The sequence below is a fragment of the Brevibacterium sp. UCMA 11752 genome, assembly GCF_021532235.1.
Taxonomy (GTDB): domain Bacteria; phylum Actinomycetota; class Actinomycetes; order Actinomycetales; family Brevibacteriaceae; genus Brevibacterium; species Brevibacterium antiquum.
Genome location: NZ_JACBOS010000003.1, coordinates 913878 through 940816 on the forward strand (window position 1 = coordinate 913878; position 26939 = coordinate 940816).

At 63.4% G+C, this 26939-nt stretch carries 19 protein-coding genes and 1 tRNA gene; 12 read left to right on the plus strand and 8 right to left on the minus strand.

Annotated elements, in window-relative coordinates; all coding sequences use genetic code 11:
* Positions 1-64: 64 nt before the first annotated feature.
* The 4 genes from HU144_RS04140 (at position 65) to HU144_RS04155 (ending at position 4346) form a co-directional block, all read left to right on the plus strand.
* Positions 65-159: transfer RNA gene (locus tag HU144_RS04140), tRNA-Sec, on the plus strand.
* A 78-nt stretch (positions 160-237) separates the two neighbouring features.
* Positions 238-1596 (plus strand): L-seryl-tRNA(Sec) selenium transferase, encoded by a 1359-nt coding sequence (gene selA / locus HU144_RS04145; RefSeq protein ID WP_235352657.1) that lies wholly within the window; start codon positions 238-240, stop codon positions 1594-1596.
* A gap of 1 nt (position 1597) precedes the next feature.
* Positions 1598-3409, plus strand: a complete 1812-nt coding sequence (gene selB, locus HU144_RS04150; protein ID WP_235350252.1) for a selenocysteine-specific translation elongation factor — start codon at positions 1598-1600, stop codon at positions 3407-3409.
* 334 nt (positions 3410-3743) lie between these two features.
* Positions 3744-4346 carry a hypothetical protein gene (locus tag HU144_RS04155; RefSeq protein WP_235350253.1) on the plus strand — a complete coding sequence of 201 codons (603 nt, stop codon included), beginning with the start codon at positions 3744-3746 and terminating at the stop codon, positions 4344-4346.
* Here HU144_RS04155 and HU144_RS04160 read toward each other — a convergent pair.
* Positions 4339-5166 carry an aminoglycoside adenylyltransferase domain-containing protein gene (locus HU144_RS04160; protein WP_235350254.1) on the minus strand — a complete coding sequence of 276 codons (828 nt, stop codon included), beginning with the start codon at positions 5164-5166 and terminating at the stop codon, positions 4339-4341. The two genes, HU144_RS04155 and HU144_RS04160, sit on opposite strands and share 8 nt — an antisense overlap.
* Before the next feature lie 303 nt (positions 5167-5469).
* Here HU144_RS04160 and HU144_RS04165 point away from each other — a divergent pair, with 303 nt between their 5' ends.
* Positions 5470-6039 carry a hypothetical protein gene (locus HU144_RS04165; RefSeq protein WP_268825804.1) on the plus strand — a complete coding sequence of 190 codons (570 nt, stop codon included), beginning with the start codon at positions 5470-5472 and terminating at the stop codon, positions 6037-6039.
* A 124-nt stretch (positions 6040-6163) separates the two neighbouring features.
* On the opposite strand, the gene HU144_RS04170 is transcribed toward HU144_RS04165, so the two are convergent.
* The 3 genes from HU144_RS04170 to HU144_RS04180 form a co-directional block, all read right to left on the minus strand.
* Complete coding sequence (locus tag HU144_RS04170) at positions 6164-7456, minus strand: M20 family metallo-hydrolase (protein ID WP_235350256.1); 1293 nt, start codon at positions 7454-7456, stop codon at positions 6164-6166.
* A 51-nt stretch (positions 7457-7507) separates the two neighbouring features.
* Positions 7508-9163 carry a thiamine pyrophosphate-dependent enzyme gene (locus HU144_RS04175; RefSeq protein WP_235350257.1) on the minus strand — a complete coding sequence of 552 codons (1656 nt, stop codon included), beginning with the start codon at positions 9161-9163 and terminating at the stop codon, positions 7508-7510.
* Between the two features lie 91 nt (positions 9164-9254).
* Entirely contained in the window at positions 9255-10586 is a 1332-nt protein-coding gene (locus HU144_RS04180) for an MFS transporter (RefSeq protein ID WP_235350258.1), read from the minus strand.
* A gap of 184 nt (positions 10587-10770) precedes the next feature.
* On the opposite strand from HU144_RS04180, the gene HU144_RS04185 reads away from it, so the two are divergent.
* Positions 10771-11940 (plus strand): helix-turn-helix domain-containing protein, encoded by a 1170-nt coding sequence (locus HU144_RS04185; protein ID WP_235350259.1) that lies wholly within the window; start codon positions 10771-10773, stop codon positions 11938-11940.
* Between the two features lie 175 nt (positions 11941-12115).
* Positions 12116-13165, plus strand: a complete 1050-nt coding sequence (locus HU144_RS04190) for an LLM class flavin-dependent oxidoreductase (RefSeq protein WP_235350260.1) — start codon at positions 12116-12118, stop codon at positions 13163-13165.
* 46 nt (positions 13166-13211) lie between these two features.
* On the opposite strand, the gene HU144_RS04195 is transcribed toward HU144_RS04190, so the two are convergent.
* Positions 13212-13580 carry a MerR family transcriptional regulator gene (locus tag HU144_RS04195; RefSeq protein WP_198397872.1) on the minus strand — a complete coding sequence of 123 codons (369 nt, stop codon included), beginning with the start codon at positions 13578-13580 and terminating at the stop codon, positions 13212-13214.
* 215 nt (positions 13581-13795) lie between these two features.
* On the opposite strand from HU144_RS04195, the gene HU144_RS04200 reads away from it, so the two are divergent.
* Positions 13796-15319, plus strand: a complete 1524-nt coding sequence (locus tag HU144_RS04200; RefSeq protein ID WP_235350261.1) for a SulP family inorganic anion transporter — start codon at positions 13796-13798, stop codon at positions 15317-15319.
* A 304-nt stretch (positions 15320-15623) separates the two neighbouring features.
* On the opposite strand, the gene HU144_RS04205 is transcribed toward HU144_RS04200, so the two are convergent.
* The gene (locus HU144_RS04205) at positions 15624-16958 is read right to left on the minus strand and encodes a copper amine oxidase (protein WP_235350262.1); all 1335 of its coding nucleotides are present in this window, start codon (positions 16956-16958) and stop codon (positions 15624-15626) included.
* A gap of 262 nt (positions 16959-17220) precedes the next feature.
* Positions 17221-18684, minus strand: a complete 1464-nt coding sequence (locus tag HU144_RS04210; protein WP_235350263.1) for a choice-of-anchor G family protein — start codon at positions 18682-18684, stop codon at positions 17221-17223.
* Positions 18685-19334: 650 nt separating this feature from the next.
* Between HU144_RS04210 and HU144_RS04215 the strand changes: the two genes are divergently transcribed.
* Positions 19335-20558 carry a PucR family transcriptional regulator gene (locus HU144_RS04215; protein ID WP_235350264.1) on the plus strand — a complete coding sequence of 408 codons (1224 nt, stop codon included), beginning with the start codon at positions 19335-19337 and terminating at the stop codon, positions 20556-20558.
* Between the two features lie 12 nt (positions 20559-20570).
* Here the strand turns inward: HU144_RS04215 and HU144_RS04220 are convergent, their stop codons facing one another.
* Positions 20571-21551, minus strand: coding sequence for a DUF2332 domain-containing protein (locus HU144_RS04220; protein ID WP_235350265.1), 981 nt, complete (start codon positions 21549-21551; stop codon positions 20571-20573).
* A gap of 189 nt (positions 21552-21740) precedes the next feature.
* On the opposite strand from HU144_RS04220, the gene HU144_RS04225 reads away from it, so the two are divergent.
* The 3 genes from HU144_RS04225 to HU144_RS04235 all read left to right on the plus strand — a co-directional run bounded on the left by HU144_RS04225 (position 21741) and on the right by HU144_RS04235 (position 26896).
* Positions 21741-23108 carry an MFS transporter gene (locus HU144_RS04225; RefSeq protein WP_235350266.1) on the plus strand — a complete coding sequence of 456 codons (1368 nt, stop codon included), beginning with the start codon at positions 21741-21743 and terminating at the stop codon, positions 23106-23108.
* Between the two features lie 84 nt (positions 23109-23192).
* Positions 23193-24614 carry an FAD-binding oxidoreductase gene (locus HU144_RS04230; protein ID WP_235350267.1) on the plus strand — a complete coding sequence of 474 codons (1422 nt, stop codon included), beginning with the start codon at positions 23193-23195 and terminating at the stop codon, positions 24612-24614.
* A gap of 332 nt (positions 24615-24946) precedes the next feature.
* On the plus strand, positions 24947-26896 hold the full coding sequence (locus HU144_RS04235; protein ID WP_235350268.1) for an HNH endonuclease signature motif containing protein: 1950 nt from the start codon (positions 24947-24949) through the stop codon (positions 26894-26896).
* The last annotated feature ends 43 nt before the right edge of the window (positions 26897-26939 follow it).

The following is a 26939-nucleotide window of genomic DNA, read 5'->3' on the forward strand; positions in this document are numbered from 1 at the left end:
GGCTGCGTGAACGCCGTCGTGTCCACGTCGCGGTGCCCTGCGGCCACCGGGTAGAGTTCGATCCGGAGGCGTCCGAGTCCTGGTGGGCTCCCCGGTCTTCAAAACCGGTGAGACCGAGTATCTCGGTCTGGCGGGTTCGATTCCCGTCCGCCTCCGCCACCAGCATCGTCGCCGCACCTGTAAGCTCGGAGCTCGCGTCCGCGGCAGGACCCGACCGCAGTGAAGGAGAACGCAGTCTTGGCCGACACGGATCCTCGGCGCCGCATTCCGCGCACCGATCATCTCCTCGCCCTCCCTGAGGTCATCACCGCAGGTGAGAGACTGAGCCAGTCGACGATCAGGGCGATCATCTTCGAAGCTCAGGCCGCCGCTCGCGCCGGTGAGATACCCGTCGCCGAGGTGGTCCCCACCGTCATCGAACACCTGAGTTCCCGTTCGGCCTCCTCACTGACCCCGGTGCTCAACGCCACCGGAATCATCGTCCACACCAACCTCGGCCGCGCCCCACTGTCTGCCGCAGCCCGGCGGGCCGTGGCCAATGCGGCCGGCTACGTCGATGTCGAGATGGATCTGGACTCCGGTAAGCGCAGCAAGCGAGGGACTGGCGCGAAGCGGGCGCTTCTGCGTGCCTGCCCGGGGGCCGAGGACGCGCTGGTCGTCAACAACGGTGCCGCGGCGCTGCTGCTCGCCGTCACTGCGCTGCGCGGTGACGAGGTGACAGGAGATGACGGTTCGGCCGGTGCGAGCGACGCGAAGGTAGCAGGCGAGATCATCGTCAGTCGCGGGGAGCTCATCGAGATCGGTGCTGGCTTCCGCCTGCCCGATCTCATGGCGACGACCGGTTTTCGGATCCGGGAAGTCGGCATGACGAACCGCACCCATCTCGACGACTACGCCCGGGCCATCAACGGCCAGACTGCGAGTCTGCTCAAGGTCCACACGAGCAATTTCCGAGTCGAAGGCTTCACCGCCTCCGTCGAGATCGCTGCGCTGCGTGAACTCGCCGACGACCATGACCTCCCACTCATCGCCGATCTGGGCAGCGGACTCTTCGAACCTGACTCCTGCCTGCCCGACGAACCCGACATCGCCAGTGCGCTCGCCGCCGGAGCCGATGTCGTCATCGTCAGCGGCGACAAACTCCTCGGCGGCCCGCAGGCCGGACTCATCCTCGGCCGCAGCGACGCCGTGCAGCGCATCGCGAAGCACCCCCTGGCCAGGGCGATGCGCACCGACAAACTCACACTCGCCGCGATCGAGGCCACGGTCGCGAACACCGAGAATCCGGTCCGTCAGGCCCTGCACAACGACATCGACCGGCTCAGGGAACGCACCGAACGTCTGGCGGGCCTCGTCTCCGGGACCGTTGTCGCCCACGACGGGCGCGTCGGCGGCGGGGGAGCCCCCGGCGTTCCCCTTCCCGGCTGGGCCGTCGAAATGCCCGAGGAGCTCGCCCGCCCGCTGCGCCTCGGCAACCCGGCAGTCGTCGCCCGAGTTCACCAGGGACGATGCCTCATCGACCTGCGCTGCGTCCCCGAAGCCGATGACGATCTAGTCGGCGAGGCCGTGAACCGAGCTCGTGGGAACCATGCCTGAGATGTACGTTCTCGCAACCGCCGGCCACGTCGATCACGGGAAGTCCACCCTGGTCAACGCCCTGACCGGGATGGAACCGGACCGCTGGGCAGAGGAGAGGAAACGGGGTCTGACGATCGACCTCGGCTTCGCCTGGACGACTCTGCCGTCGGGGCGGGAGCTCGCCTTCGTCGACGTTCCTGGGCATGAGAAGTTCCTCGCGAACATGCTCGCAGGCGTCGGCCCGGCCCCCATCGTGTGCCTCGTCGTCGCAGCGGACAAGGGGTGGCAGGCCCAGTCGAGTGACCACCGGGACGCGATCACCGCGCTGGGCATCACCCGCGGCCTCGTCGTCATCACCCGCGCGGACCTCGCCCCCGAGTCGCTCCCAGCGACAGAGGCCCAGGTCAGAGCCGAACTGCGGGGCACACCGCTGGCTGATGCTCCGGTGCTCACCGTCTCCGCGACCACCGGGGACGGTCTCGACGAACTCGTCGCGACGCTCGATGCTGTCACCGCCGAGGCTCCTGCCCCCGACTCCGAGGCCCGACTGCGGCTGTGGGTCGACCGCGCCTTCACGATCAAGGGCGCCGGCACCGTGGTCACCGGCACGCTCACGGCCGGAACCCTGCGCACCGGTGATCGTCTGCGCCTCGTCGGGGAGACCTCGGACGAGGCGACGGCCGTCCGTGGTCTGCAGAGCCGGAACTCCTCCGCCGAGGTGGTCGCCCCCAGTGCCCGTGTCGCCGTGAATCTGCGCGAGGTCGCAGCCGATGAGATCCACCGCGGTGACGCACTCATCACCGACGATGCATGGCCGATCGTCGAGATCATCGACGTTCGCCGAACCATGGGCCAGCTGCTCGACGAGGGCGTGCACGGACTCATGCTCCATATCGGAACCGCCGCGGTCCCGGTGCACATGAGGCCCTTCGACGGTGACCATGCCCGCCTCACACTCGAGCGTCCGCTGCCGCTGCAGGTCACGGACCGGATCGTCCTGCGCAGCCCCGGCAGCCGCAATGTCTTCGCGGGAGTCGTCATCCTCGACGTCGACCCACCGGGACTGAGCCGCCGAGGTGCTGGCACCAGGCGAGCCCTCGAGCTGACCGATCGTCCGGAGACTGGAGACATCCTCGCTGAGGTGGCCCGCCGGGGAGCCGTCGAACGGGCCCGACTTGTGCGTTTCGGACTGACGATTCCCGACGCCGTCGAGGGCGTTGACGAGATCGCTGGAGGATGGCTCGTCCACCGGCCGACACTCGAGAAGTGGGTCACTGCCGCGCGAAGTACGGTGAAGGCGAAGCTGGCGGCAGAGCCTCTGGCTGCTGGTGTTCCCGAGAAGGCACTGGCCGAAGAACTGCGACGCTTCGAGCCCCCGTTGCCGAACAGCGGCGGTCAGGAACTCGTGTCCGCCATCGCCTCTCGCGCCGGTCTCGAAACGGTCAAGGGCATGGTTCGACCGCCCGGTCACACCGCTGATCTGGGCCCGGCCGAGGCGGGAGTCGCCGAGCTGGAACGACGCTTGGCGGCCAATCCCTTCGCGGCTCCCGAGGCCGATGACCTGCGAGAACTCCGACTGGGAGTGCGGGAGCTTGCTGTCGCCGAGAGAGCGGGACGGCTCCTGCGCCTCGGCGACGGTGTGGTTGTGTCACCACGGACACCGGCACAGGCGATGCGACTGCTTGCGGGACTGGACCAGCCGTTCACGACGAGTGCGGCCAGGAAGGCTCTGGGCACCACGCGGCGCGTCGTCATTCCCCTGCTCGAGCACCTCGACGGTCGCGGTTGGACCCGCCGTATCGACAACACCTCTCGCGAGGTTGTGAGGTAGGCAGACGCGCGCCTGAATGGAGCCTGACCCGCACCTTCGAGTGGCCCGATGGGCGGGCAGAGACCCGGGTCACGGGTGCGTGCGGACGCCGCTTGGTGCCGCAGAGCATCCAGCGAATTCTGAGCTGATGCTCACCAGTCCCTTCCGATTCGTTGCGGCGAACCTAAGCCACCTATGAGCGTCTCGGCATTGAACCGCCTTCCTGCGTCCGACAGTGTGGTGTGAGGCGATTACCGGAACATCCCTGTGCCGAATGCAGGAAGCAGATGTGTGCCGAATCCGATCAGGACGCCGTCCGGGCAGCTCGCCCGATCCAACAGGAAAGTGAGAACTGATGAAAAGCGTGCGCAAATTTACGGTGACTGCACTGTCCGCTGCCGTCATCGCAGGGGGTCTCTCCCTGGGGGCGGCAACCTCCGCCGAGGCGGGTCCGATCTCAGGGGCCGTCGATCAGCCGAGCGAGAATGTCTCGGGCACAGGCCAGGGCGACGGCACAGCCGTGGGCATCGACGATCCGGACGAGCTCAGCTCCGAGCAGATCGACAATGCCCGCACCATCATCGGCGTCGGTAAGGGCGCAGACTTGTCGGAGAAGGCCCAGAAGATCGCCGTGATGACCGCACTGCAGGAGTCGAGCCTGCAGAATCTCGACGGCGGGGATCGTGACTCCGTCGGAGCGTTCCAGCAGCGTCCCTCGATGAACTGGGGATCGGCCGAACAGGTAGAGGATCCCGTCTTCGCCTCGAAGTCTTTCTATGGAGTCAACCCCGACAGCCCCAATCCGGGCCTGACTCAGATCGATAGCTGGGAGAACATCGACCCTGGTCAGGCCGCGCAGGACGTGCAGTCTTCGGCTTTCCCTGACGAATACGCGAAGTGGGAACCGTTGGCCGATCAGCTCGTCGATGACAACCAGGACGTCGACGACATCAAATGAGGTCGCTCGCTGGGGAGTCGGCGATGATCGAGCTCATCGCCGACGCAGTCAGCCCACGCCACTGATCACGAGGTGGCGTTGTCGGAAGCGGATCGCCTCGCAGTCGGGCGAGGGCAACCTCGATGATCGCCGAGTGGTCAGGGAAAGCCTCGAGCGCGTGCCGTCCGGCGTCCTCCTTGCTGATGATCTCCCCGGTCAGGAGGGTGTGGTGCATTCGCGCCGGCCCCAGCAGGCACCACTCCACAGCTCCAGCTGACAAGGTGCGTCGGCCTCTGCGTGCGCTTTCAGCCAGCGGAGCCCAATACTCGCGGATGTTGCGCGCCACCCAGTGACGGAGTTCACCCGGCTCGGAGTCGAGACACCAATCCGAGACGGGCCCGCCGCGGACGGAGATGCCACCGTCGACGAGTTCCTTCCAGATCACCGGATTGACGTCGAAAGCGCCCTGAGAGTCGAAGACCTCGCCTACGTGGGACGCGACCGGGTTGATCTCGGTCACCGCCCGGGTGATCTCGGACTGCCAGACGAACACCGTGTTGCAACATGCGCTGAACCCCATACCGCGCGCAGCACGGACGGTCAGACGGGGCACCTGAGCGAGATGCAGAAGCCTCAAGCGTGCCATAAGGCTCTGGTGGTCTTTCCACTCATCGCTGAGGACAGCGATGACATCGATATCGCTGCGGCCCGGTCGGTAGGCATCAAGGGCGATGGACCCACCGACTGCGCATGCGGTGACCGCACCCGGCAACAGTCGGTCGGCGATTCGCAGATACGACTCGACTGCCCGGGCAGCTTCCTCAGGCAGTCTCGAGTCCATGGGGCAAGAGTACTGCGTCGGCCTCGGCCGCAGTGCGGCGTCGGCTGGAGCGTGTCAACCGCAGTGCGGCTTCGGCCCGAGCGCGTCAACCGCAGTGCGGCGTCGACACGCCGCCGGATCAGCACAATTCAACAGCCGTTAGCTCCGTGTTCGTTGCAGGCGACATTGTCCCTTCGAGAGGCTGGGGCGTGGGCGAGTTTTCAGAGGGCCGTGTCTTTCTCCAGTGAGGATATTGTGCGCGGGCCTACCGCTCAACACAATGCCCATTGCTCTATTGAGCGGACTTCAGGAGAATCAGAACCGATGAAACTTGCACGAGCATTAGCGGTGACAGCTCTTTCCGCAGGCCTCCTCGCCGGTGGCGCGTCTGCGGCGACCGCAGTGCCTGCGGAGACCCTTCCTCCTACGAGCAAGGCCCCTGATAGCGGTGAAGGTGCCAGGCCCCAAGACACCAGCCAGCTCTCGCAGGAGAAGATCGACAATGCTCGCACCATCATCGCCGTCGGCAAGGGCTCTGATCTCTCGGCGCAGGCTCAGAAGATCGCAGTCATGACCGCGCTGCAGGAATCGAGTCTGCGGAATCTCGACAGCGGCGACAAAGACTCCGCCGGACTGTTCCAACAGCGGCCGTCATACGGGTGGGGAACCCACGGGCAGATCACCGATGCGGTATACGCCTCGAAGTCCTTCTACGGAGTCAATCCGGAGTGCCCGAACCCGGGGCTGCTCCAGATCGCGGGGTGGGAGACGATGGACCCCGGTGCCGCGGCCCAGGCCGTCCAAGGCTCAGGACATCCCGAGGCCTATGACAAGTGGGAGTCGCTGGCCGAAGAGCTCGTCGACGAGAACCAGGACGTCGAGCCCATCGCTTGACGCACCTCTATGTCCCGGCTGCGCGATCCCTGCGAGCACTGACGCCCGCTAGCCAAATGTGCTCACGTAGAGCATTTGTGCTCTACCAGGGCACTTTTGGCTAGCGGAAGCGAGAGGGGCGAGTTCACCCCAGCGCGCCAGCGGCCAGCCGTCGCACCACCTCGGTGAGGTGATGCAGGCCGGACACGAGGTCCTCGTCCTTCGTGAACTCCTGCAGGCTGTGGGAGACGCCGCCGACGCTGGGCACGAAGAGCATGACCGTGGGCACGGTGTCCTTCATGTTCGTCGAGTCGTGTCCGGCCACGGTCATCACCCGCGCCGAGGTGAGTCCCAGGTCCTCGGCCGCTGACCGTGCCAGCTCGACCCCGTCCTCGGAGTACGGGTTCTGATCCCAGCTGTGTTCGGCGACGATCTCGATCTCGACACCGACCACTTCGCGGACCCGGGCGACCGTGGACATGAGGGACTCGTGGGCGGCGGCGATCACCTCGGCGCTGGGGGAGCGCAGGTCGAGCAGCAGGCCGACCTCGCTCGCGACGACGACCGGGGAGTTGGGGTAGACGTTGAGCTCACCGCACGCCGTGTGCAGCGCCCCGGGCTCGAATTCGTCGACGAGTTCACGCGCAGCGACGACGAGGCGGGCGGCACCCAGCAGCGCATCGCGACGATCACTCATCAGCGTCGAACCGCTGTGGGCCTGCTCGCCGGTGACGCGGAACTCGAACTTATGAGCAGCCCACGTGGCGTTGACGAGGCCGATCGTGACACCGTCCTCCTCCATGCTGCGTCCCTGCTGGACATGGATTTCGGCATAGGCCGCGATCTTCGGCGCGGTGAAGTCGCCACGCTCACCGATCGCATCGAGTGCCTCGGCGACAGTGACACCATGCGGATCGGTGGTGGCCAGTGCCGCCTCGAGCTCGGCCTTGCCGGTGAAGACATTGCTGCCCATCATCGACGGTTTGAAGCGCGAGCCCTCTTCGTTGAACCAGTTGATGACGGCGAGGTTGTACTTCGCCCTTGCCGGGTCGGCGCGAAGTTCGTCGGCGACGGCGAAGCAGGCGTGAGCCGAGGACATGACGCCATACGCCCCGTCGAAGCGTCCGGCGGTCGGCTGCGAATCCATGTGCGATCCGGTGAGCACATACGGGGCGCCGGGAACGAGTTCGAGCAGTCCGAACTGGTTGCCGATGGCATCGCGGTGCACGCTGAACCCGTGCTTGTCCAGCAGCTCGGCGAACCATCTGCGCTGCTCACCGTCGGCCGCGCTCGCCGCCTGCCGATCCACGCCGTTCGTGCCCTCGACGGCGCCGAAGCGCGAATGCACCGACCAGTCGGCAAGGAAGTCGTCGTCCCGATCGGTCTGCGTCGTCGCTGGTGAGGAAGCTGGAGTCTGCGAGCGGGGAGTCTGCGTCATGGTTCGTCCTTTGCGGGGTTGTGGGGACTGTCGTGGATGTTCGGGGAACCGTCAGGCCGGGATCTCGTCGGCGGCCGGGGGCATGAGCTCAGAGTCGATGAGGACGTGGACGAGCGCCGGACCGTCTGCAGCCAGGGCTCGGTCCAGGGCGGCCTCGAAGTCCTCGGTCCGCTCGACCCTTTCGCCGTGCCCGCCGAACGAGGACATCCACACTGCGAAGTCGGGGTTGACCATGCGGGTGCCCGAGGGACGCCCGGGATAGTGCTTGACCTGGTGTTGGACGATTGTGCCGTACACGCCGTTGTCGACGACGATGACCAACGGCTTCGCCCCATGAGCGAAGGCCGTGGCCAGCTCCTGCCCATTCATGAGGAAGTCCCCGTCACCGCAGATCGCGACCGCGCGACGCTCGGGGAAGACGAGCGAGGCCGCGACCGCACCGGGAACGGCAAGGCCCATGGCTCCGTTGCGGGCGCCGACTAGGCTCGCCGGCTCACGATGCCGGATGAATCTGTGGCCCCAGATCGTCGCATTGCCGGCTCCGTACGTCAGAACCGCAGAGCCGCCGAGGCGGTCGTCGAGGATCCCGAACGCAACCCCGAGATCGACCCCGGTTCGAGGACGGGCACCAGCCACCTCGGCGTCGGGCCTGTGCTCGGCGACCTGGGACTGCACGTCTGAACGCGACTCCATCCACGCGTCGTTGCGTTCTCCGCGCAGGTCTGAGGCATCGATCGAGTTCAGAGCCGTGACGAAGCTGCGTGGGGAGGCCAGAATCTGCTGGTCGATGCGCCCGGCATGCTGGGTCGCCTCCGGGTCGAGACCGACGACGACGGTCTCCGCGTCGAAGCCGCGGGTGTAGCCGTCGCTGGCGACATCGGAGCGGGTGGCCCCGACGAAGACGAGGAGGTCGGCATCACCGAATCCGGCGGCGACCGCCTCGGTGCGGCCATATCCCAACCATCCGGCCCACGCGGGTCCGGTGTGGGGGACGGCGTCGTAGGCGCGCCAATCGCAGAAGACCGGGATCCCCGCCGAGGCGGCCAGGTCGAGCAGTGCGCGGCCGTGGCCTTCGTGCCACCCGTCCCCACCGAGGACGAAGGCTGGCTTCTGCGCGGCGGCGAAGCGGGCGCTCAGCGATTCGAGGTCGATGGCCGAGGGCCGAGGTTCGGCGATCGGAGCGGGTGTCGTTGCTGGTGAGTCGGTCAGGCGGACGAGGACGTCCTCTGGCAGACCCACGACCACGGGACCGGGGCGACCGGATGCGGCGATGCGCAGGGCATCGGCAGTGAGGTCACCGGCACGGTGCTCGTCGTCGACGATGATGACCTTCTTCGCGGTGGAGGAGAACCATTCAGCCAGGCTGAATTCCTGGAACGATTCCCGGGCGCGGTCCGCGATGGGCACGAGTCCGACGAAGAGGACGAGCGCGGTGGCGTCCTGGTAGGCGGTGTGCACGGAGATCATCGCGTTCGCGGCACCCGGACCACGGGTGACCATGGCGACTCCGGGTCGCCCCGTCAGCCGTGATTCGGACAGAGCCATGAACCCTGCGCCGCCCTCCTGCCGGCACACGACGGGCTCGATGGGAGAGTCGTAGAGTCCGTCGAGGACGTCGAGGTAGCTTTCGCCGGGGACCGCGTAGATCCGCTCGATTCCGGCGTTCTCCAGGGTGCTGACGATGAGGTGACCGGCCGAGCGGGACATGCGTATGGGGGCCTTTCGTGAAGGTGAGTGCAGATGGGGGCTGGTGGTGGGAGTGCCGGTGGCGGGAGTGCTGGTGCTGCGCCGTCTGTCCTCAGTGCTTGAAACCGGGCAGGTCGACGCTCAGGCGCGGTGCGATGGCTCCGGCGAAGGCCGTGAACAGGGACAGGAAGGCCAGCATCGCGGCGGCCGGCCACCAATGATCGGACGCTGCGGCGACGAACCCGGTGGCGAGCAGCGGAATGAATCCGGAGATCATGCCGGCGACGTTCTGTGCCAGGGCGACACCGGTGTAGCGGGTGCTGGCCGGGAACAGACCGGTCATGACTGTGCCCGAGGCGGCGTAGGGCAGTGACAGAGTGCCGACCGCCAGGGTCATCGCGAGGACGACCAGAACCGGGTTCCCGGAGGCGAACATGAGGAAGGCAGGAACCGAGACCACCGCCGAGGCGATGCCGCCCCACAGGATGACCTTGCTGGCCCCGAACTTCGTTCCGAGCGCTCCGCCCCAGATGAGGGCGAAGATCTCGACAGCGGCGGCGACCATGCTGCCCAACAGCAGAAGCGAATCGTCGTAGCCGAGGACGTTGACGCCGTACCAGACGCAGAATGCGGTGACGAGGTAGAAGCCGCCGACGCCGAGGAGAGCCGCGGCCATACCGACGATGATCTGCTTCCAGCTGTCGCGGAAGGTGGTGCGCACGGGGCTCTTCTCGAGCTCGTCGGACTCCTCGAGCTGGCGGAAGACCGGGGATTCTTCGAGGCGGCTGCGGATGTAGACGGCGACGAGGAGGAGTGGGATGGCGGCGAGGAACGGAATGCGCCAGCCCCAGGCGCTGAAGCTGTCCGCCGACAAGATCAGTGTCATGACGAAGAAGCCGCCCGAGGACAGGATCGTGCCGATGGGCGAGCCGATCTGCGGGATTGCGGCGTAGCGCGCGCGCAGGTGAAGCGGGGCGTTCTCGACGACGAGCGTCATGGCGCCCGACCATTCGCCGCCGACGAAGAGTCCCTGCAGGATGCGCAGGAGCACGAGCAGGACGGGTGCCGCGAAGCCGATCGCGGCGTAGGTCGGGAGCGCGCCGATGAGGCCGGTGACGATGCCGATGCCCACGATCGTGACCATGAGGACTTGGCGGCGGCCGAGCTTGTCGCCGATGCGGCCGAAGATGAGTCCGCCGATGGGACGGGCGGCGAGTCCGACGCCGAAAGTTGCGAAGGATGCCAGCGCAGCGGCAGTGGCGTTCTCGCTGGTGAAGTACTGCACGTTGAAGACCAGTGCCGCAGCCGCGCTGAAGAGGAAGAAGTCGTACCATTCGAGCGCGGTGCCGAGGAGGGCGCCGAGCGCGACCTTGTTGGCGTCTTTGACGCTGAGTTCATGAGTTGCGGAGTATTCCGCCGCAGCTGTGGGATCGGTGTGGCTCATGTTTCTCTCCATCGAGTGCGGGACTGGGTGGCATGGTTGGGTTGCAGGGCATGGTCGGCTAGGGCATTCAACCTGTAACTTAGAACACTACAGAGTGAGATCGCACGATTTCGAGTATCTTTTGCCCCGAGATCTCGGTTGCCTATTGTGCATCTGCACAGCCTTCCGCACATAGTCTAGGACGATGCCGCCAACACACGAGAGACAGCTCAAGGATCAGCCGCTGCCCGGTGACCGTCAGCGCTGGATCGAACTCCTCGACGCCCTCGATCTCGAGCAGCTCACCGAACGGTTCATGTCCCGAGTCGGCAGGGTGCCCGGCTACGATCCCGCCCCGATTCCGGTCTCGGAGCTGCGGCGGACCGGGTTCGTCTCATTCCAGTCTCTCGTCGAGGGCCTGCGCGCCGGCGGCTTCGACGGCCCGGTTGCGGTCTCCACGGAGGTCGGGGTCTCTCGCGCTCGTGCCGGGATTCCGCTGGAGGCGCTGATGACGGCGATCAGGCACGACTTCAACGTCCTGTGGGAGGCCCTGACCAGGGTCGCGACGCAGGATGATGCGGAACTCGTCATCCGACATACCGGGATCGTGCTCTCCACCGTCGACGAATACGTCTCCCAGGTCCAGCATGCCTACACAGCAGAACGGGAGCGGATGCGCGAGGAGGAATCCTCCGTCCGGCAGGGGCTCATCGCGGGACTCTTCGATGATCTCAACCCGACGGATGAACGCCTGGCCACGATCGCCTCGGCGCTGGGCCTCGATCCCGACGGACCGCTGCTCGTCGTGGCCGCACGCGGTGAGGACACCTCGGCGCTGCGGGTTCTCGTGTCCGATCATGAGCGTGCGGGCGGGACCATGTTCACGCACCACCTCGGTGATGTCCTCATTGCCTTCACCGGGTCATCCGAGCTCTCCGGGTCGCGCTTGGAGACGGTCGAACGTCGGCTCGCCGAGGCGCGGGTGGGCCTGGTCAATACCCGGGGAATCGGGTCCCTGCGCAGGTCAGCGCTGACAGCTCGGGATCTGGCGCAGGTGCTCACCGCTACCGAGGTGGGGGCGATGACCTGGGAGCGCGGGTGGGCCAGATTGGCCGCTCAGGCGCTGAATGCGGCGGGGAACTCCATCGTCACCGACGTCGAACGGGCGCTCGCCGTCTGCGGATCGGGCGAACGTGAGCGCCTCGTCGAGGCCGTGCACACCTATCTGCGCTCGGGCAGCATCGCCGGCAGTGCCGCCGAGCTGTTCTGCCATCGCAATACGGTGGCCAACCGCCTGCGCCGATTCGCCGACCTGACCGGGGTCGACCCGATGATCCCCGCCGAGGCGGCCCGCCTCGTTGTCGGGTGGGCGTGAACTCGGCTGCGCTTGGTTGTTGGAGTAACGTCGTTGTTGGAGCGCCGTCACGGAGATGAGGATGCGAGCTCGCCGATGCGTCGGTATGACGGCCGATGTTCAGGCGATGCTGATATGAATTGATGGTTCAACTACTTGAGGTGGCGCCTCAGTGAGACGTCATGGGGGAGAAATCGTGAGCACACAGACGACTCGGCCACTCGATCACCTGGGCTTCATCCATCTGGTTCCCTTCGAGCGCAGCAACCCGGCACGGGGGCTGCAGGAAGGCATCGAACTCTTCAGGTTTGCAGAGGAGCTGGGCCTCGACAGCGGTTGGGTGCGCACCCGACATATGCAGTACGGTCTGCCGTCTCCGGCGGTGTACTTTGCCGCGCTGGCCCAACATACGGAGCGCATCGGCTTGGGGAGCGCGGTGATCCCCGTCGGGCATGAGAACCCCTACCGTCTGGCCGAAGACCTCGCTGTTGCCGATGTGCTCTCCGGAGGGCGAGTGCTCCCCGGGCTGAGTGTGCATCCTCCTGCATTCACCGAGGAGGTCAACGATCTGGTCTTCGACGAGGGTTGGCGTGGCAGCGATTTCAGCTACCGACGCATCGATCGGCTGAGGGACTTCCTCGCCGGAGCTCCCGTCCGCGAGAAGCCGGAGTACCAAGGGTTCGGGGGAGACATCGATTCCGAACGCGTCGAACCGTACTCACCAGGGCTCTCGGACAGGCTCTGGTACGGCGGTGGTTCTCTGAAATCAGCCACCTGGGCCGGAGGAGCCGGGCTCAACTGGCTGATGAGCAACATCTCCTCCGCCGAGGACGGCATCGAGGACTTCTCGCTCAACCAGGCCAACCAGATCGAGACCTTCCGCAAGGCCAGGGCCGGTGGCGCCGGAGCTGAAGATTCGGGCGGCGAAGGCCGAGTCAGCATCGCTCGGGTCATCGTCCCCACCGACGGTGCCAGCCCCCACCAGGTGAAGAAGTATCGCGACTATGCGGAGGCCAGGACTCCGCGGACGAAGAAGGTCCACGGGAAGAACACGATCATCGCCACCGATGTGCTGGGGTCTAACGAGGAGATCGTCGATCGGCTGCTCAGCGATCCGGCGTTCGGGCAGTCCGATGACTACCTCTTCGAGCTGCCCTTCGAGTTCGAACTCGAGGATTGGAAGCACATCCTCCACCAGCTCGCGACCGAGATCGGACCGAAGCTGGGGTGGACAGCGAAGATGTGAGCGAGTCGGTGTCGGCCGTGTAGGGGCAGTTGCGAGCAGGCGTTCCTCAGCCGAGGCGATGACGGAGGATACCGAGGAACTCGTCGGCGCGTTCGACCTGGCGGGCGAGTTTCTCACGTCTGGCATCGGCATCGTCGAGCAGTGCCAGCAGTCTGCGCCGAGCCTCGGCTCGTTCCTCCTCGGGAGAGTCTCCCTCCAGGATGTCCAGGTGGGCCAGCAGCTCACCCATCTCGGCGGTGGAATAGCTGAGGGCCTTCATCCGCCGGATCGTCATCAGGCGACGGAAGTCCTCGTCGGTGTAGACGCGGAAACCACCCTCGGTCCTGCCCGTGGCAGGAATGAGCCCGATGTCTTCGTAATGCCGCAGGGTCCGTGAGGACAGTCCTGATTTCTCCGTCATCTCGCCGATGTGCATGCCACGCACCCTTTCGTCGCCTCCGGTCTCGCTCCAGAACTGTGCCAGCCTCGCTCCGGTCTCGTTCCTGGCCTGTGCCGGCCGCAGGAACTGGTTTGCACCAACCTTAACGCAACGTTAATGTTGGTTGGGAACTCTGACGTGCCGTGAAGGTTCGTGACGACTCCCGGTACCAACTCGTTTCCCGTCTTCTTCCTGCCTGTAGGAGCCCCACTGTGTCCACCACCCTGCCCCCAGACAGTGCACGGCACACTCCGACACCGGAGGAGCGCCAAAGTGTGCTCCGGACGCTGAAACGGCCCGGTTGGCTCAAGACCGAGATTCTGGGCGGGCTCGTCGTCGGTCTGGCGCTCATCCCCGAAGCGATCGCCTTCTCCGTCATCGCCGGTGTGGACCCGCGAGTCGGACTCTTCGCATCATTCACGATGGCTGTGACTGTGGCGATCCTCGGCGGACGACCGGCAATGATCTCTGCGGCGACCGGTGCAGTGGCGCTCGTCATCGCACCCCTGGTGGCCTCGCACGGCACGGACTACTTCATCGCCACAGTCATCCTGGCAGGTCTGATCCAGGTGATTCTGGCACTGGTCGGAGTCGCCCGCCTCATGCGATTCATCCCGCGACAAGTCATGGTCGGATTCGTCAACGCCCTGGCCATTCTCATCTTCATGGCCCAGGTGCCCGAACTCTTCGACGTCCCGTGGCTGGTCTACCCACTGTGCCTGCTCGGCCTCATCATCGTCTTCGTCCTCCCGAAGTTCACGTCCATCGTGCCGGCGCCCCTGGTCGCCATCGTCGTCCTGACCCTTCTCGTCGTGCTCTTCGCCTGGGATGTTCCCAATGTGGGTGACAAGGGCCAGCTGCCTGAGTCGCTGCCGACCCTCCTTGTTCCGCAGGTGCCGCTGACACTTGAGACGCTGAAGGTCATCGCCCCCTACGCGGTGGCGATGGCCCTGGTCGGTCTGCTCGAATCACTGATGACGGCCAAACTCGTCGACGATGTCACCGATACCCGTTCGAACAAGACTCGAGAGTCCTGGGCGCAGGGTGTGGCCAACATCGTCACCGGGTTCTTCGGTGGCATGGGCGGCTGCGCGATGATCGGTCAGACCATGATCAACGTGCGTGCCTCGGGGGCTCGGACACGGCTCTCGACGTTCTGCGCCGGTGTCTTCCTGCTCATCCTCGTCGTCGTCCTCGGCGACATCGTTGCGCTGATCCCCATGGCCGCACTGGTAGCGGTCATGATCTTCGTTTCCTGGGCGACCTTCGACTGGCACTCCATCCGCCCCAGCACTCTCAAGCGGATGCCGAAGTCAGAGACCACCGTCATGCTGGTCACCGTCATTGCGACTGTCTGGACGAACAATCTGGCGATCGGAGTGATTCTCGGCGTGCTCGTGGCCATGGTCGCCTTCGCCAATCGAGTGGCGCACTTCGTCAGCGTCAACCGTGAGATCGTGGAATCTGACGGACGTCCGAGTGCCCGCTACACCGTCAACGGTGAACTGTTCTTTGCATCCTCCAACGACCTGTACACGATGTTCGACTACGCCGAAGACCCTGAGCGCGTCGTCATCGACATGCATCAGTCCCATCTCTGGGATGCTTCGACGATCGCTGCATTGGACTCTGTGACCGACAAGTACGAGCACTATGGAAAGCACGTAGAGATTGTGGGACTCAACGACGCCAGTGCCAGAATGCGGGCCCGCCTCGGCGGTCAGGGTCTTTCGTAGCTCAGGTCGTGCGGTCCGGTCAACGCGATCGCCGCGTGACATTATTAGTGCAAATCTGATGTAGTTAATAGATATTAGGACTCCCGAGCGCACGGGAAGCTGCGTGCGCTCAGGAGTTATCGCATTTCCGCTCTGAGGTACTTTAATGCGATTGCCAAGTAGCTAATATGCTAAGTCAGCAAAATCAGCCTACCTTGTAACGCTATTTACCCGCAATGCTAATCTCGCGCCTCAAGACGATTTTGCCAGGCAGATCAGCAGTCCTCTCAGGGGAATTTTCCATTTGCTACTAAACAGTAGCTAATCAATTCGTCGGTTCCTGATTCCATTCGGAGTCGGGAACACCATTCACTTCTTCATGCCCTTCGGGAATGTCGAATCGTTGAGCGGTGAGATCACGAGGGAGCAGTTTGAATCCCTGCCAGTGCATCTCCATGGGCGACTGCTCTTCATCACGGGGGACATGATGGAATCCGACAGCGACCCACGACACGACGTCGTCGAGCTTCTGACCCTTGCCGTCATCGACGAACTCAGGGACTCCACGGCCGCAATCGCCTCGATTGTTCGTCGCATACTGCTCGCATTCGTTGAAGTTCGTGAAGCCGACGTCGTACCCGGGCTCTTCCTCGTGGGAGTGGGCATGTTCGACGTCATCGACGAACTCGAATGAGTCCGACTTTCCGGTATCGATCTCATAGGAGATGGGATGGCCGTCGTCGTTGAGTACATCGGGGTTGAGGACTCGCCACCAACGGCGGTCCTTCCATCGTGCGAGAGTCGGGTGGTCGATATCCTTGAGCTTGCCGGTCATGATCGGTGATTCCGGTCCGGATTCGCCCGTCGGCGTGGCGTCGAACTGCTGCGCCTTCATTCCGCCTTCGCCTCCGAGTCCCCAGCGGACCTTCCAGACGGCGTTATGCGAATGACTTGCCGCATGTTCATCGTCTCCGACGTCCCAGCCGTGATCCTTGTCCGTGTAGTCGGCAGGCGAGAGGTCGCCGGTTGCCCCGAGCTGCACGTCGATGGATCCATCCGAGCCGAATGTGTACTGAGAGACGTACTCATACCAGCCCACCCGTGAAACCGTCGACAGTCGCAGAGCGTTCTTTCGGTCGGAGGCTGGTGCTACGAGATCGCTCGAATGATAGGCGAGTCCGTCGTCGATGACCTCGGTGCACAGGACATTGCGTGTCTCGGTTTCTCCGTACTTGCCGTCGCCGATCTTCGGGATCTCCATCGAGTTCAGGTCTCCCGCACAGGCATCGGCCTTCAGCGTCTTCATCTTGCGGCCGCCGAAGCCGGCCGCGGTGATATCCGATGTATTGCGTTTTCCGGTGTCGTACGGGACTTCCAGTTGAGCGATGGAGGCAGAATCGATGATTCTGATCGGGTCCTTGCCGGGAGGTGCGATGAAGACCTCGGAGAGACTGAGGCCGAAATCGGGATGGACACCCCAGCACATCGTCCAGGTCGCTCCGCTGGATAGGGTCTGCGAGACCTTCTTCGCGGGCTCCTTGCAGCTGCTGGAGGCGACTGCAGAGGAATCCGCGGTCTTCGCATCTTTGAGTGAGGTGTCACCTCGAGTGCACGCCGAGACGAAGAGGATGAGACATAGTCCTCCTGCCAGGATCTGCAACAGACGTCTGTACGTGTAGGCATGTCTACTCAAGGTTGTTCAGCTCGTCTTTCCCGGCGGTATCTGATGGACAAAGCGGTATCCGATGGACAAATGGGAGTGGTGGCGGCACATGAAATGTGTCGCCACCACCCGGGTGCTCATCGCGGAATGAGCGTCGTGCATTCGCTGTGTTCGCCGCATTCGCAGTGTTCGTGAACGCGTGTGCTGCATTGTTGTGGACTGCGATGACTGGCATCGCGATCAGCAGCGGTCAGGAGTCTCACAGACCAGGGAACAGATTGCGTGGGTCGAACATCGACCTGTTGCTGTGCCGCTCGACCGGTCCCGGCTTGACGGCGTCTGCTGACTCACCACAAGGGTCGGTGCGGACTCCAGCGTTGCCGAAGCCCATCCGTGACTTGCCACCGGCAACGCCGAGGCTCAGGGCGGAGACGTCCACGCCGCTGACGACCTTTTCGCCGTCCGCAGTCTTGCACTCAGTCGTCTCCTGGTGGTTGATCTGCAGCGAAACGAGGTTATCAGCCAGCAGCTCGAGGAATGGATCAACTGCCGCGCGAATCGGGACCGTCATCATGTCGGTCTTGATCGTGGTGAACGCCTTGTACAGCAGGCCTGATGGGTCCGAGAGTTTGTCATAGATCGGGCCTGTGACGGTCTTCATCGAGTTCATCACGGTGTCGATCGTCGTGCAGGACACCGATCCCGTTGCGCCCGAAGGTTTGCAGTCGTAGTTGCTGACCTTTCCGGTGAGGTCCATGTCCCATCCTGCGGTGGTTCCATCGAGGGCGGTGATATCAACGTTCACTTTCGCGCTGCGCAGCGATTCGATCGCTGTGTCCACTGCGACGTCGATGACCTTCTCAATGGCATCGTGAATGCTGCTGGCGATGAGCGGGTATGTCTCATCGTCGATCAGCTCGGAGTTCGGGTCCTGATTGTTGATTCCGACCGGACGATCGGTCACTCCGTCGTCGTTGCCGCCGAGGCGGGCGAGGTCGACCTCCACCGAGCCCTTTCCAAGGTCGATCGTGGCGAGTCCGTCATCCGTCTTGATCGGTTCACGCAGGATCGCATCGAGAACGTCTTCCTCGATGTTGGAGGTGACGGTCGTGTCGACCTTCATTCCCGGGAGGGCTTTGCCGAGTCCGAGCGCGTCGTTGACCTTGTCGGCCACCTCGTCTTCCATCTGACCTGCAGCGTCCGACACTCCGTCGCCGGCATCTTCGATGGCGGGGGAGTGGAGATTGAGCTTTGCGTCACCGACGCGGTACTGTCCGTACCCGCCCACACCGTCTGGGTCCTGGAGCTCGCCGTCAACTGCTTCGACCCAGGCACCGCCGAGACCGAAGTTCAAGTCTGCCTGGTCGATGAGTCCGTCGGTGACATCAGACTTTCCGGTGGCATCGACCAGCGAAAGGAGGTCGACGCTCGCGGTGCCGAAGTCGCTGTCTTTGCCGTCGAGTGTGAGTCCACCGTCGGCGCCGACGATTCCGGTGACGGACTTGCCGTTCTTCGAGTCGGCAGCGGTGGATTCGCTGTGGATGGCTCCGGCTTCACCGAAGCTGAGGAAATCATCGAGCGGGATCTCGTAGCCTGCACCGAAATCGACGACCTCGTCGGCGCCGATGGCGCCGTTGAATGCTTCGCGGTTCGGGCCCGGATCCGATTCGGATGCGGCCTTGGACTTACCCAGTGCGACAAGTTCTTTCGAGTCTAGAGTCATGCCTGCGACACTGGCTCCGGCTTCCGTCGGCTCATCGGCTTTGACGTCCTGTGCCGATACCGCGGTCGAAGCCAACAATGTTCCCGCGACTCCGACAGCGAGGCCAGGCAGAATTCGCCTGAGAGCCGTCTTTCTCTTTCGATGACCATCGTGGGGACGTGATTGCACGTGGTGAGACACGAATTTACCTCCAAAGTACCGCTCGTTGTTTGGACCGCTCCCTCAGATGTCGGCATATGCACCAACGAGCGTTACCCACAGGACATACTTCCGAAACGCTCAGGCCGTGTCCAGAGATTTTGAGAGTTCTATTGAACTTTGACACGAAGAACAAGCCTGGTTGTGATGTGCAACAATTGCTGGATAGCGACAGGAGACCTGAGGTTTTGCGTCATAGTTGATCGCTTTTTACCGATCGATCCGCCTGAAGCGAGATATTTTCGTGATCGTCCTTCCGGTGCTTTCTTCGTCGCGGAAATTACGTACACAGATAACGGCGTTTTTCCAGGGAAATCAAGGTGAATTGTCCTTGGGTCGAATATGACGGTAACGAGGATCATGCGTGCATGACTAGCTTGAAACTTGTACTATCGGTACACATCGGTTGGACGCGAGGTTGAGGAATGGGTACAGGGTTGCACCTTTCAGAGATGAGCCGGCCGGCGGGAGCGCTGACGATGTCGGATGCCGATCAGCTCGTGTATTGGGCTGATTCGCAGATGCCGCGCATTGTCAGGGAGGCCCACGACATGATTCTCGAGCGAATTCCGCTCTACGAGCGCGCAGATCCGCTTCTTCAGAAGGACCTTCATCGATCGATCGAGGACAACCTGAGGGCCGCGGTCAACGCGATGAACCACTGTCACGACACGTTGCAGATGACGGCGCCCCGTGAGACAGGCAGACGTCGAGCCCAGCAGGGGATTCCTCTGGCCGAGATCCTGCAGGCGAACCATCTGAGCTTCGGCGTTCTGTGGGGCGCGCTGGTCGAGGCAGCGAAGCCTGGAGGCGATTGTGAAGCCCCGGAGGCCATCTTCGCGGTGGCAACTCGACTGTGGTCAGTCGCGGATGCGCACGCATCGGCGTTGACTGATTCCTATCGGGCGGCATCGGCTGAGCTTCTCGCCGAAGAGGGGCGCCGACGCTCGGCTCTGGTCGAGTCGCTGCTCGCTGGACGGCCGAGTCCGGATTGCAGCTCCTGGGAGATGGCCACATTGCTCGGCCTTGCCCCGGGGGCGGATCTCATCGTGGTTGCGCTCGACAAACGTCACCAGCCAGGCGGAGATCTGGCCGACGTGGAACGGAAGCTTGCGGACCAAGGCATTGTCTCTGGGTGGCAGCTGACGCCGACGCTGCAGCTCGGAGTTGTGTCACTGCACTCCGAGCAGCACGAAGCTGCCCTGGGTGTACTGAGAAGCATTGCAGTACGGGCAGGAGTGAGCCCGCCATACAGGGCGCTGGCTGAGACGCCGCGTGCTCTGCAGCTGGCACGTACAGCTCTGTCGACATTGCGACCAGGTCAGACAGAGGTGCGTGAGTTCAATTCGAGTCCTTTGGCTGCGCTCCTCGCATGTGAGCCGAATGAGGGTCGCCGGCTGGCCTATGAGGTGCTCAGCGGGGTCTTGGAGCTGCCCGCCTCGGACCGGTCGATGATGCTCGACACGCTCGTTGCCTATTTCGACAATGAGGGATCGGCCGAGCGCGCCGCCGAGCAGCTGTACTGCCACTCCAACACGGTTCGTTATCGACTCCGCCGTGTGCACGAACTCACGGGACGCTCGCTGAAAGATCCGCTGTGCTTAGCGGAGCTCGTCAGCGCGGTCTTTTCGCTGCGGATGTGCAAGCTGTATACGGCCAGTTCTTCGATTGCCTGAAGAGCAACTTCGTCAGCCCAGTCCCTCGAAGCTCTGCCCGTGCGGCCCGGTCAGTGCAATCGCCTGCCCGTTGACAGCGAGCACGAATCGTCCGTCGGTTTCGCGGCCAATCTGAGTCCCGATATCGGGCAGTACCCCGCCTCCCTCATTGCTGATCCACACGACGTCATCACGCGACCGCATGAGAGTGGCGAAGCTTTCGCGTTCGGCCGGTTCGACATAGGCGAGCACTGCGCTGTGGAATACGACCTTCTGCGTGCCTGCGGGAGCCTCGGCCAACAGGCCTTCCACAGTCTCGAGCAGATCTCCTGGAACCAGCCTCGGCGGGTCAGCGGACACAAGGGCGGCCGCGGCACTCAGACGATCCCGGCGCAGTCCGTGCTCCGGCCAGATCAGCGCGCGTAGCCATTCCTGCTGGTCACTGTCGGTGATGTCGATGGGATTGAGATCGATTCCGGCTCGCCACGCGACCTCGGGGATCCGCTCGGGTGGCGCTGCATTCGTCATTTCGCAGGCGAGTTCGACAGTGCTCGGGCCGGCCTCGGGGTGAAGGGTCAGCGGCCCTGACTCTGTGGTGTACGTGTAGCTGTAACGATCGGGGTACAGGCACAGGCCCGCCGAGGCGCCGACCTCGAGGAGGGAGATCGGCCCCTCGATCCGTGCAAGTGCCGGCAGCAGCACGGCGCACCTGCCGGCTTCGTTAGTCTGCGTCGAGCGCGCAAGCATCAGGTCCCGGGTCACGCCCCAGTGCGCAAGCAGCCACGTTCGCAGTGATGGGTAGTCACCCTCACCGGCGCCGAGGTGGCGGGCAGCTGCGAAGAGAAGGTTGGCCTGACGCTTGGGCTTGGGCAGTTCGAGGAGCAGTGCGATGATCTCGTCATCCTCGGCCACGCCTGCGGCCCATGCGGCGTAGATCGGTGAAGTGCCGCTCGCTTCGAATCGGGCGAACTTCCGATAGTAGTCACGCAGGGAATCGGCATCGAGCTCGGTCATCGGCTGCATGGTGCGTCCTCCTCTGGTTCTTGGGGTCAATCCTAGGCCCGGCGGTCGTCAGCACCTGCGTCCCGATATTTGGCACTTTGGAGCCGATCTCTAGGATCCTGAGCGAAAGCTGACGTAATGTGTTCGACGTAGTGTGCCGAGAGCCGCCACCGCGGCTTCAGCCTGATCGAGGGAGATCACATGTCATCCGAGGTGAACCCACCTGTGAGCCAGCAGCCGCCGAGCGATTCAGCAATGGAGAAGCGGACCCTGAGGAAGGTCACAGTTCGGCTGATTCCGTTCATCATCGCGATGTACTTCATCAACTACCTCGACCGCACCAATCTCGGCATCGCGGGCCCTGGTGGCATGAACGAAGATCTCGCGATGACGGCTACTCAGTTCGGTTTCGCAGCGGGCATCTTCTTCTTCGGCTACCTCCTCCTCGAGGTGCCCTCGAACCTTGCGCTGCACAAGTTCGGTGCTCGGATCTGGCTCGCCCGAATTCTCATCAGTTGGGGCATCGTGGCCGCGGCGATGGCGTTTGTGCCCAGCCACGGATGGCTCTATTTCCTGCGCTTCCTTCTGGGCGTCGCCGAGGCGGGATTCTTCCCGGGCGTCATCCTCTACCTCACGTACTGGTTCCCATCATCGATGCGGGCACGGGCCACCGCGCTGTTCATGCTCGCGATCCCGATGTCCAGCGTCATCGGCTCTCCACTGTCCTCGTGGCTGATCTCGAGCGGCAACTCGATCTTCGAGAACTTCGCAGGCTGGCGCTTCATGTTCGTCGTCGAAGGCGTGCCTGCGGTCCTGCTCGGCATCATGTGCATCTTCTACCTCACTGATCACCCACGCGACGCCAAATGGCTGACTTCCGAGGAGCGGAACTGGCTGCAGTCGAGGATGGACGCAGAAGAGAAGGACAAGGCTGACAACTTTCACTACCCGGTCCGCCGTTCCCTTCTGCAGCCACGCGTGTGGGCGCTGTCCTTCGTCTACTTCGGCATGGTCTACGGCCTCTACGCGATGAGCTTCTTCCTGCCGACAATCATCTCCGGCTTCCAGGAGACCTTCGGCGTCGAATACTCGATTGTCGAGATCGGCTTCATCACCGCGATTCCGTACGTCTTCGGTGCGCTGGCCATGTACTTCTGGTCCCGTCACGGCGACAGGACCAATGAGCGTGTATGGCACGTTGCGCTCCCGCTCTTCATCGGCGGCGTCACGATCCCGATCGCCCTGTACCTGAGCTCACCGTTCACCACGATGATCGCCGTGACCATCACCTGCATGGCCATCTGCGCCGCCCTCCCGACCTTCTGGCCCCTGCCGCAGACCTTCCTCGCCGGCGCCGGAGCCGCCGCAGGACTCGCGCTCATCAATTCGCTGGGCAACTCGGCCGGATTCTTCGCGCCCTACATCACCGGCGGACTCGCCGAGCTCACCGGAACTCAGAACGCGGGCATGTGGGTCGTCGGTGCCGCCATGGTCGCGGCCGGAATCGTCACCCTCATCCTCAAGGCCGCTCCCGCGCCCGATAAGGTGAATCCGGAGATGGCGAAGTAGGGGCGAACACACACCCGATCGTCATCAGAAGACAGTCGCCGAGGCGGTCGTGACCACCCCGGCCGTTCCGTTCGGAAGGACGTCATGACAGTACAGGACCAGACCGCAGTCGGTGCGGCCGAACTCGATGCGCTCGCGGCACGGTTGAGTGAGGGGGCGCTGACGACGGATCCCGACGTTATCGAAGCCCACGCCCGCGACGAAGCTCTGTTCTGCCCCCACGAAGGGGCGATCGCTCTGGTCAGGGCCACCTCGGCGACCGATGTGCAGGAGGTCATGCGCTTCGCGACGGAGCACGGCGTCCCCGTCGTCCCGCAGGGTGCTCGGTCGGGGATCTCAGGTGGGGCGAACGGCTCACCAGGGGCGATCCTGCTCAACGTCTCGCGCATGAAGGACGTCGTGTCTGTCGATGAGGCCGAACGGCTCGTCACCGTCCAGCCCGGCATCATCAACCAGGACCTGAAGGATCACCTCGCACCCTTCGGCCTGTCCTACCCACCCGATCCGGGTTCGGTCGCGTTGTCGTCGATCGGCGGCAACATCGCCACCAATGCTGGTGGCCTGTGCTGCGTGAAATACGGCGTGACCAGGGATTACGTTCGCAGCCTCACGGTGGTTCTGGCCGATGGCACGCTCACGAAGTTAGGCCCGCAGACAGCCAAGGGCGTCGCCGGGCTCGACATGCGCCACCTGTTCGTCGGCTCCGAGGGCACGCTGGGCATCGTCGTCGAGGCGACCCTGCGCCTGATCCCGAAGCTGCCCGATCCATTCACCGCCGTCGCGACCTTCCCCGACGAGCGCTCCGGCCTCCAGACCGTGGCGGACTTCATGGCCGCCGGCGGTGTGCCGAGTCTGCTGGAGTTCCTCGATTCGTCGAGCCTGAAGATGCTCAACGGGTTCGGCGACTTCGGCCTCGACTCAGATGCCGGATCGATGCTCATCATGCAGGTCGACCAGAATCCTGCGGATTCCGAAGCAGTTATGGCCCAGTTCGCCGAGGTGGCCGAAGCCTGCGGTGCCCTCGACGTCGCGTACTCCGACGATCCGAGCGACTCGGCGGCGCTCATCGCTGCACGGCGGATGATCCAGCCCGCCTACGAGAAGTTCGCCAATGCTCACGGCGGAGGCCAGCTGCTCGACGATGTGTGTCTGCCACGTGTGGCGATGCCTGAGTTCTGCGACCGGCTGAAAGAGCTGCAGGAGTCATCTGGCCTGATGATCGCCCTGGTGGCCCATGCTGGTGACGGCAATACTCACCCCTCGGTGTTCTTCGATGCCAGCGACGTGGAGCAGACTGCTAAGGCGCAGGAGATCTTCGGCGAGATCATGCGCATCGGCCTCGAGTTGGGCGGCACGATCACCGGTGAACATGGTGTGGGCTTCCTCAAACGCGATTGGCTCAACAACGAGCTCGACGAGGGCTCGAGGCGGATCCAGATCGCTGTGAAGAATGCTCTTGACCCCCAGGGGATCCTCAACCCAGGGAAGATGCTCAGCGCGATCTGAGAGGGCTGCATTGAGCTGAGGCGGCCAGCTTTCGGCGTCGAGTCGCGACATCGTGATCACACGATGTCGCGACTCATTTTTGTGTGATCAGCGTTCTGTCGGGCTGAAATTTTTTCCGACGTTCTGGTTTCAGGTCTCCGACTTTCGTGGGGTGATTGTCGTTCTACCCTCTGACCTGGGGCTTTGTGGGAGCATTCAGTTTCTGGGTCGGCAATTGATACGAGAATTGAGGAATGAACGAACTGAAATCGAAACTCAGGGTGCAATTGGGTGAAATGAATGTATAATTAAGGGAAGAGCAACGACGATGTTGGCGAATGGACTTCAGTACCATGACTCTCACCCCCGACCGCACACCAGGAAACCCGGAAGAGCGTGACCCACGCCCCGGTCCCAGTGATGCTGTGGCGGGTTCAGGTGCCGCTGATGCTTCGTCTTCTGCGGGAGAGTCGTCCTCTTCGGCAGTGGGACAGCAGTCTCTGTTCGACCAGCTCAAAGACTCCAACCTCGACCTCACCGGCCACCCACTCGCGGGCAAGTTCGAATCCCTCGCGGCCGTGCCCACTGGCGAGTCAAGCGATCAGGACGGATCGGGCGCTGAGGGTGCGGAGGCCGACGGTGCGCACGCCGAGGGTGTGCCGGCCACTGATGGCGATGAAGCTGATGGCCACGGTGAGTCAGAGGCACGTGGTTCGGAAGCCAGCGAAACAAGCGCAATTGGCGAAACTGGTGGAACTGGCGGTGGCAACGAAACCGGCGAGGTCGCTGGGACTGCAGACGACGGCAGGACTGTCGAGGCTGCCAGCACTCCAGCCGCCAATACTTCGGGTGACGACACAGGTCCGGCTATTCCCGGTCCCGGTACCCCTGGTCCTCATCCTCTGCTTTCGAGCGAAGAGTGGACAGATCTGTCACGGTTCGCTCCCGAAGTCACGACCAGCCTCACCGCGCTCAGTGGACTCAAGGACGGGCTGCGATCCTTTGACCGGCGGATGGGTCCTGATGATGCGATCAAACTCATCGACGGACTCGAGGCCCTGGGCCGAGTCAACGAGGCTCTATCGACTCTGGCTCTGGCCGTGTGTGAACGAGTCGGAACACCCACCGACTATGGTGCGAAGACAACGAAGGCCCTCATCCAAGACAGGCTGAATATCACCGCCCGGGAGGCCAACCGGCGGACCGATATGGCCAAGAGCCTCGGCGGGCGAGTGACTCTGACCGGGCAAGCACAGCCACCACTGTTTCCCCTGGTTGCTGATGCCTTCAATGAAGGCAGACTCTCAGCCGATCAGGCCAGGGTCATCAAAGACTGTTTGACGAAGCTGTCCACGTGGGTCAGTCAGGATAATCGTGATTATGCCGAATCGACTCTCGTGGAGAAGGCCCCGAGCGTGCGGGTTCATGACCTGCGGGCGATCTTCGCGCGGATCCTGGCCCATATCGATCCCGATGGTCAGGAACCAACAGATGCCACGGATCGGACCATGTACAAGGTGACTCTGCATGCTCGTGATAATGGTGATTGGGAGATCTGTGGTCTCCTGGACCCGGTCACGGGTGGTGTCCTCAATGGGTTGCTGACGCAGAGAACGAAGATCGCGAAGAGCGTTGAGGGCAGTTTAAGTGCGGGTGGATCCGGTACGGAGTCTGGTGTCCTCGAAGACGGAACTCTCGTTGACATGACGGGTCAGAGGTTGAGTGCCCAGGAGTGGATCTACGAACGCTTCGCGACTCTCATTGGCCGGATCGATATGACGCGGACCGGTCAAGGTTCGCCCTACGCTCTGGTGGTCACGGCAAAGGCTGAAGATCTTGCCAATGGTACTGGTGCTGGGACGACGGGGACTGAGAATCCGGTCCCGATCAGTGAGCTTGTCCGTCATGGTTTGAACGGGGCGGTGTTCTTCGATCTCATCTCTGACAAGGCGAAGACGATGCAGGTGGTCACGGAGAATCGGTTTGCCAATGCCAAGCAGATCGCGGTTCTCACTGCTCGTGATCAGGGGTGTACGTTCCCGGGGTGTGATGCTCCGCCGGGGTGGTGCGATGCCCACCATATTGTTGAGTGGGCACAAGACGGTAAGACGGATGTCAATAATATGATGTTGAGTTGTTCTGCCCATCACCATCTTTTGGATCGGTCGGATTGGGAGACGGTGATGCTCAAAGACGGGCGTCCTGCGTGGGTGCCTCCGGCATCGATGGATCCGGCCCGGCGGCCGGTATTGCATGCGAGGTTCGTGGCTCAAGAAGTCATCGACACACTCTTCAACGACTGATTCAACTTCTGCAGGATCGACTCAATTGCGCATCTGTCTGGTA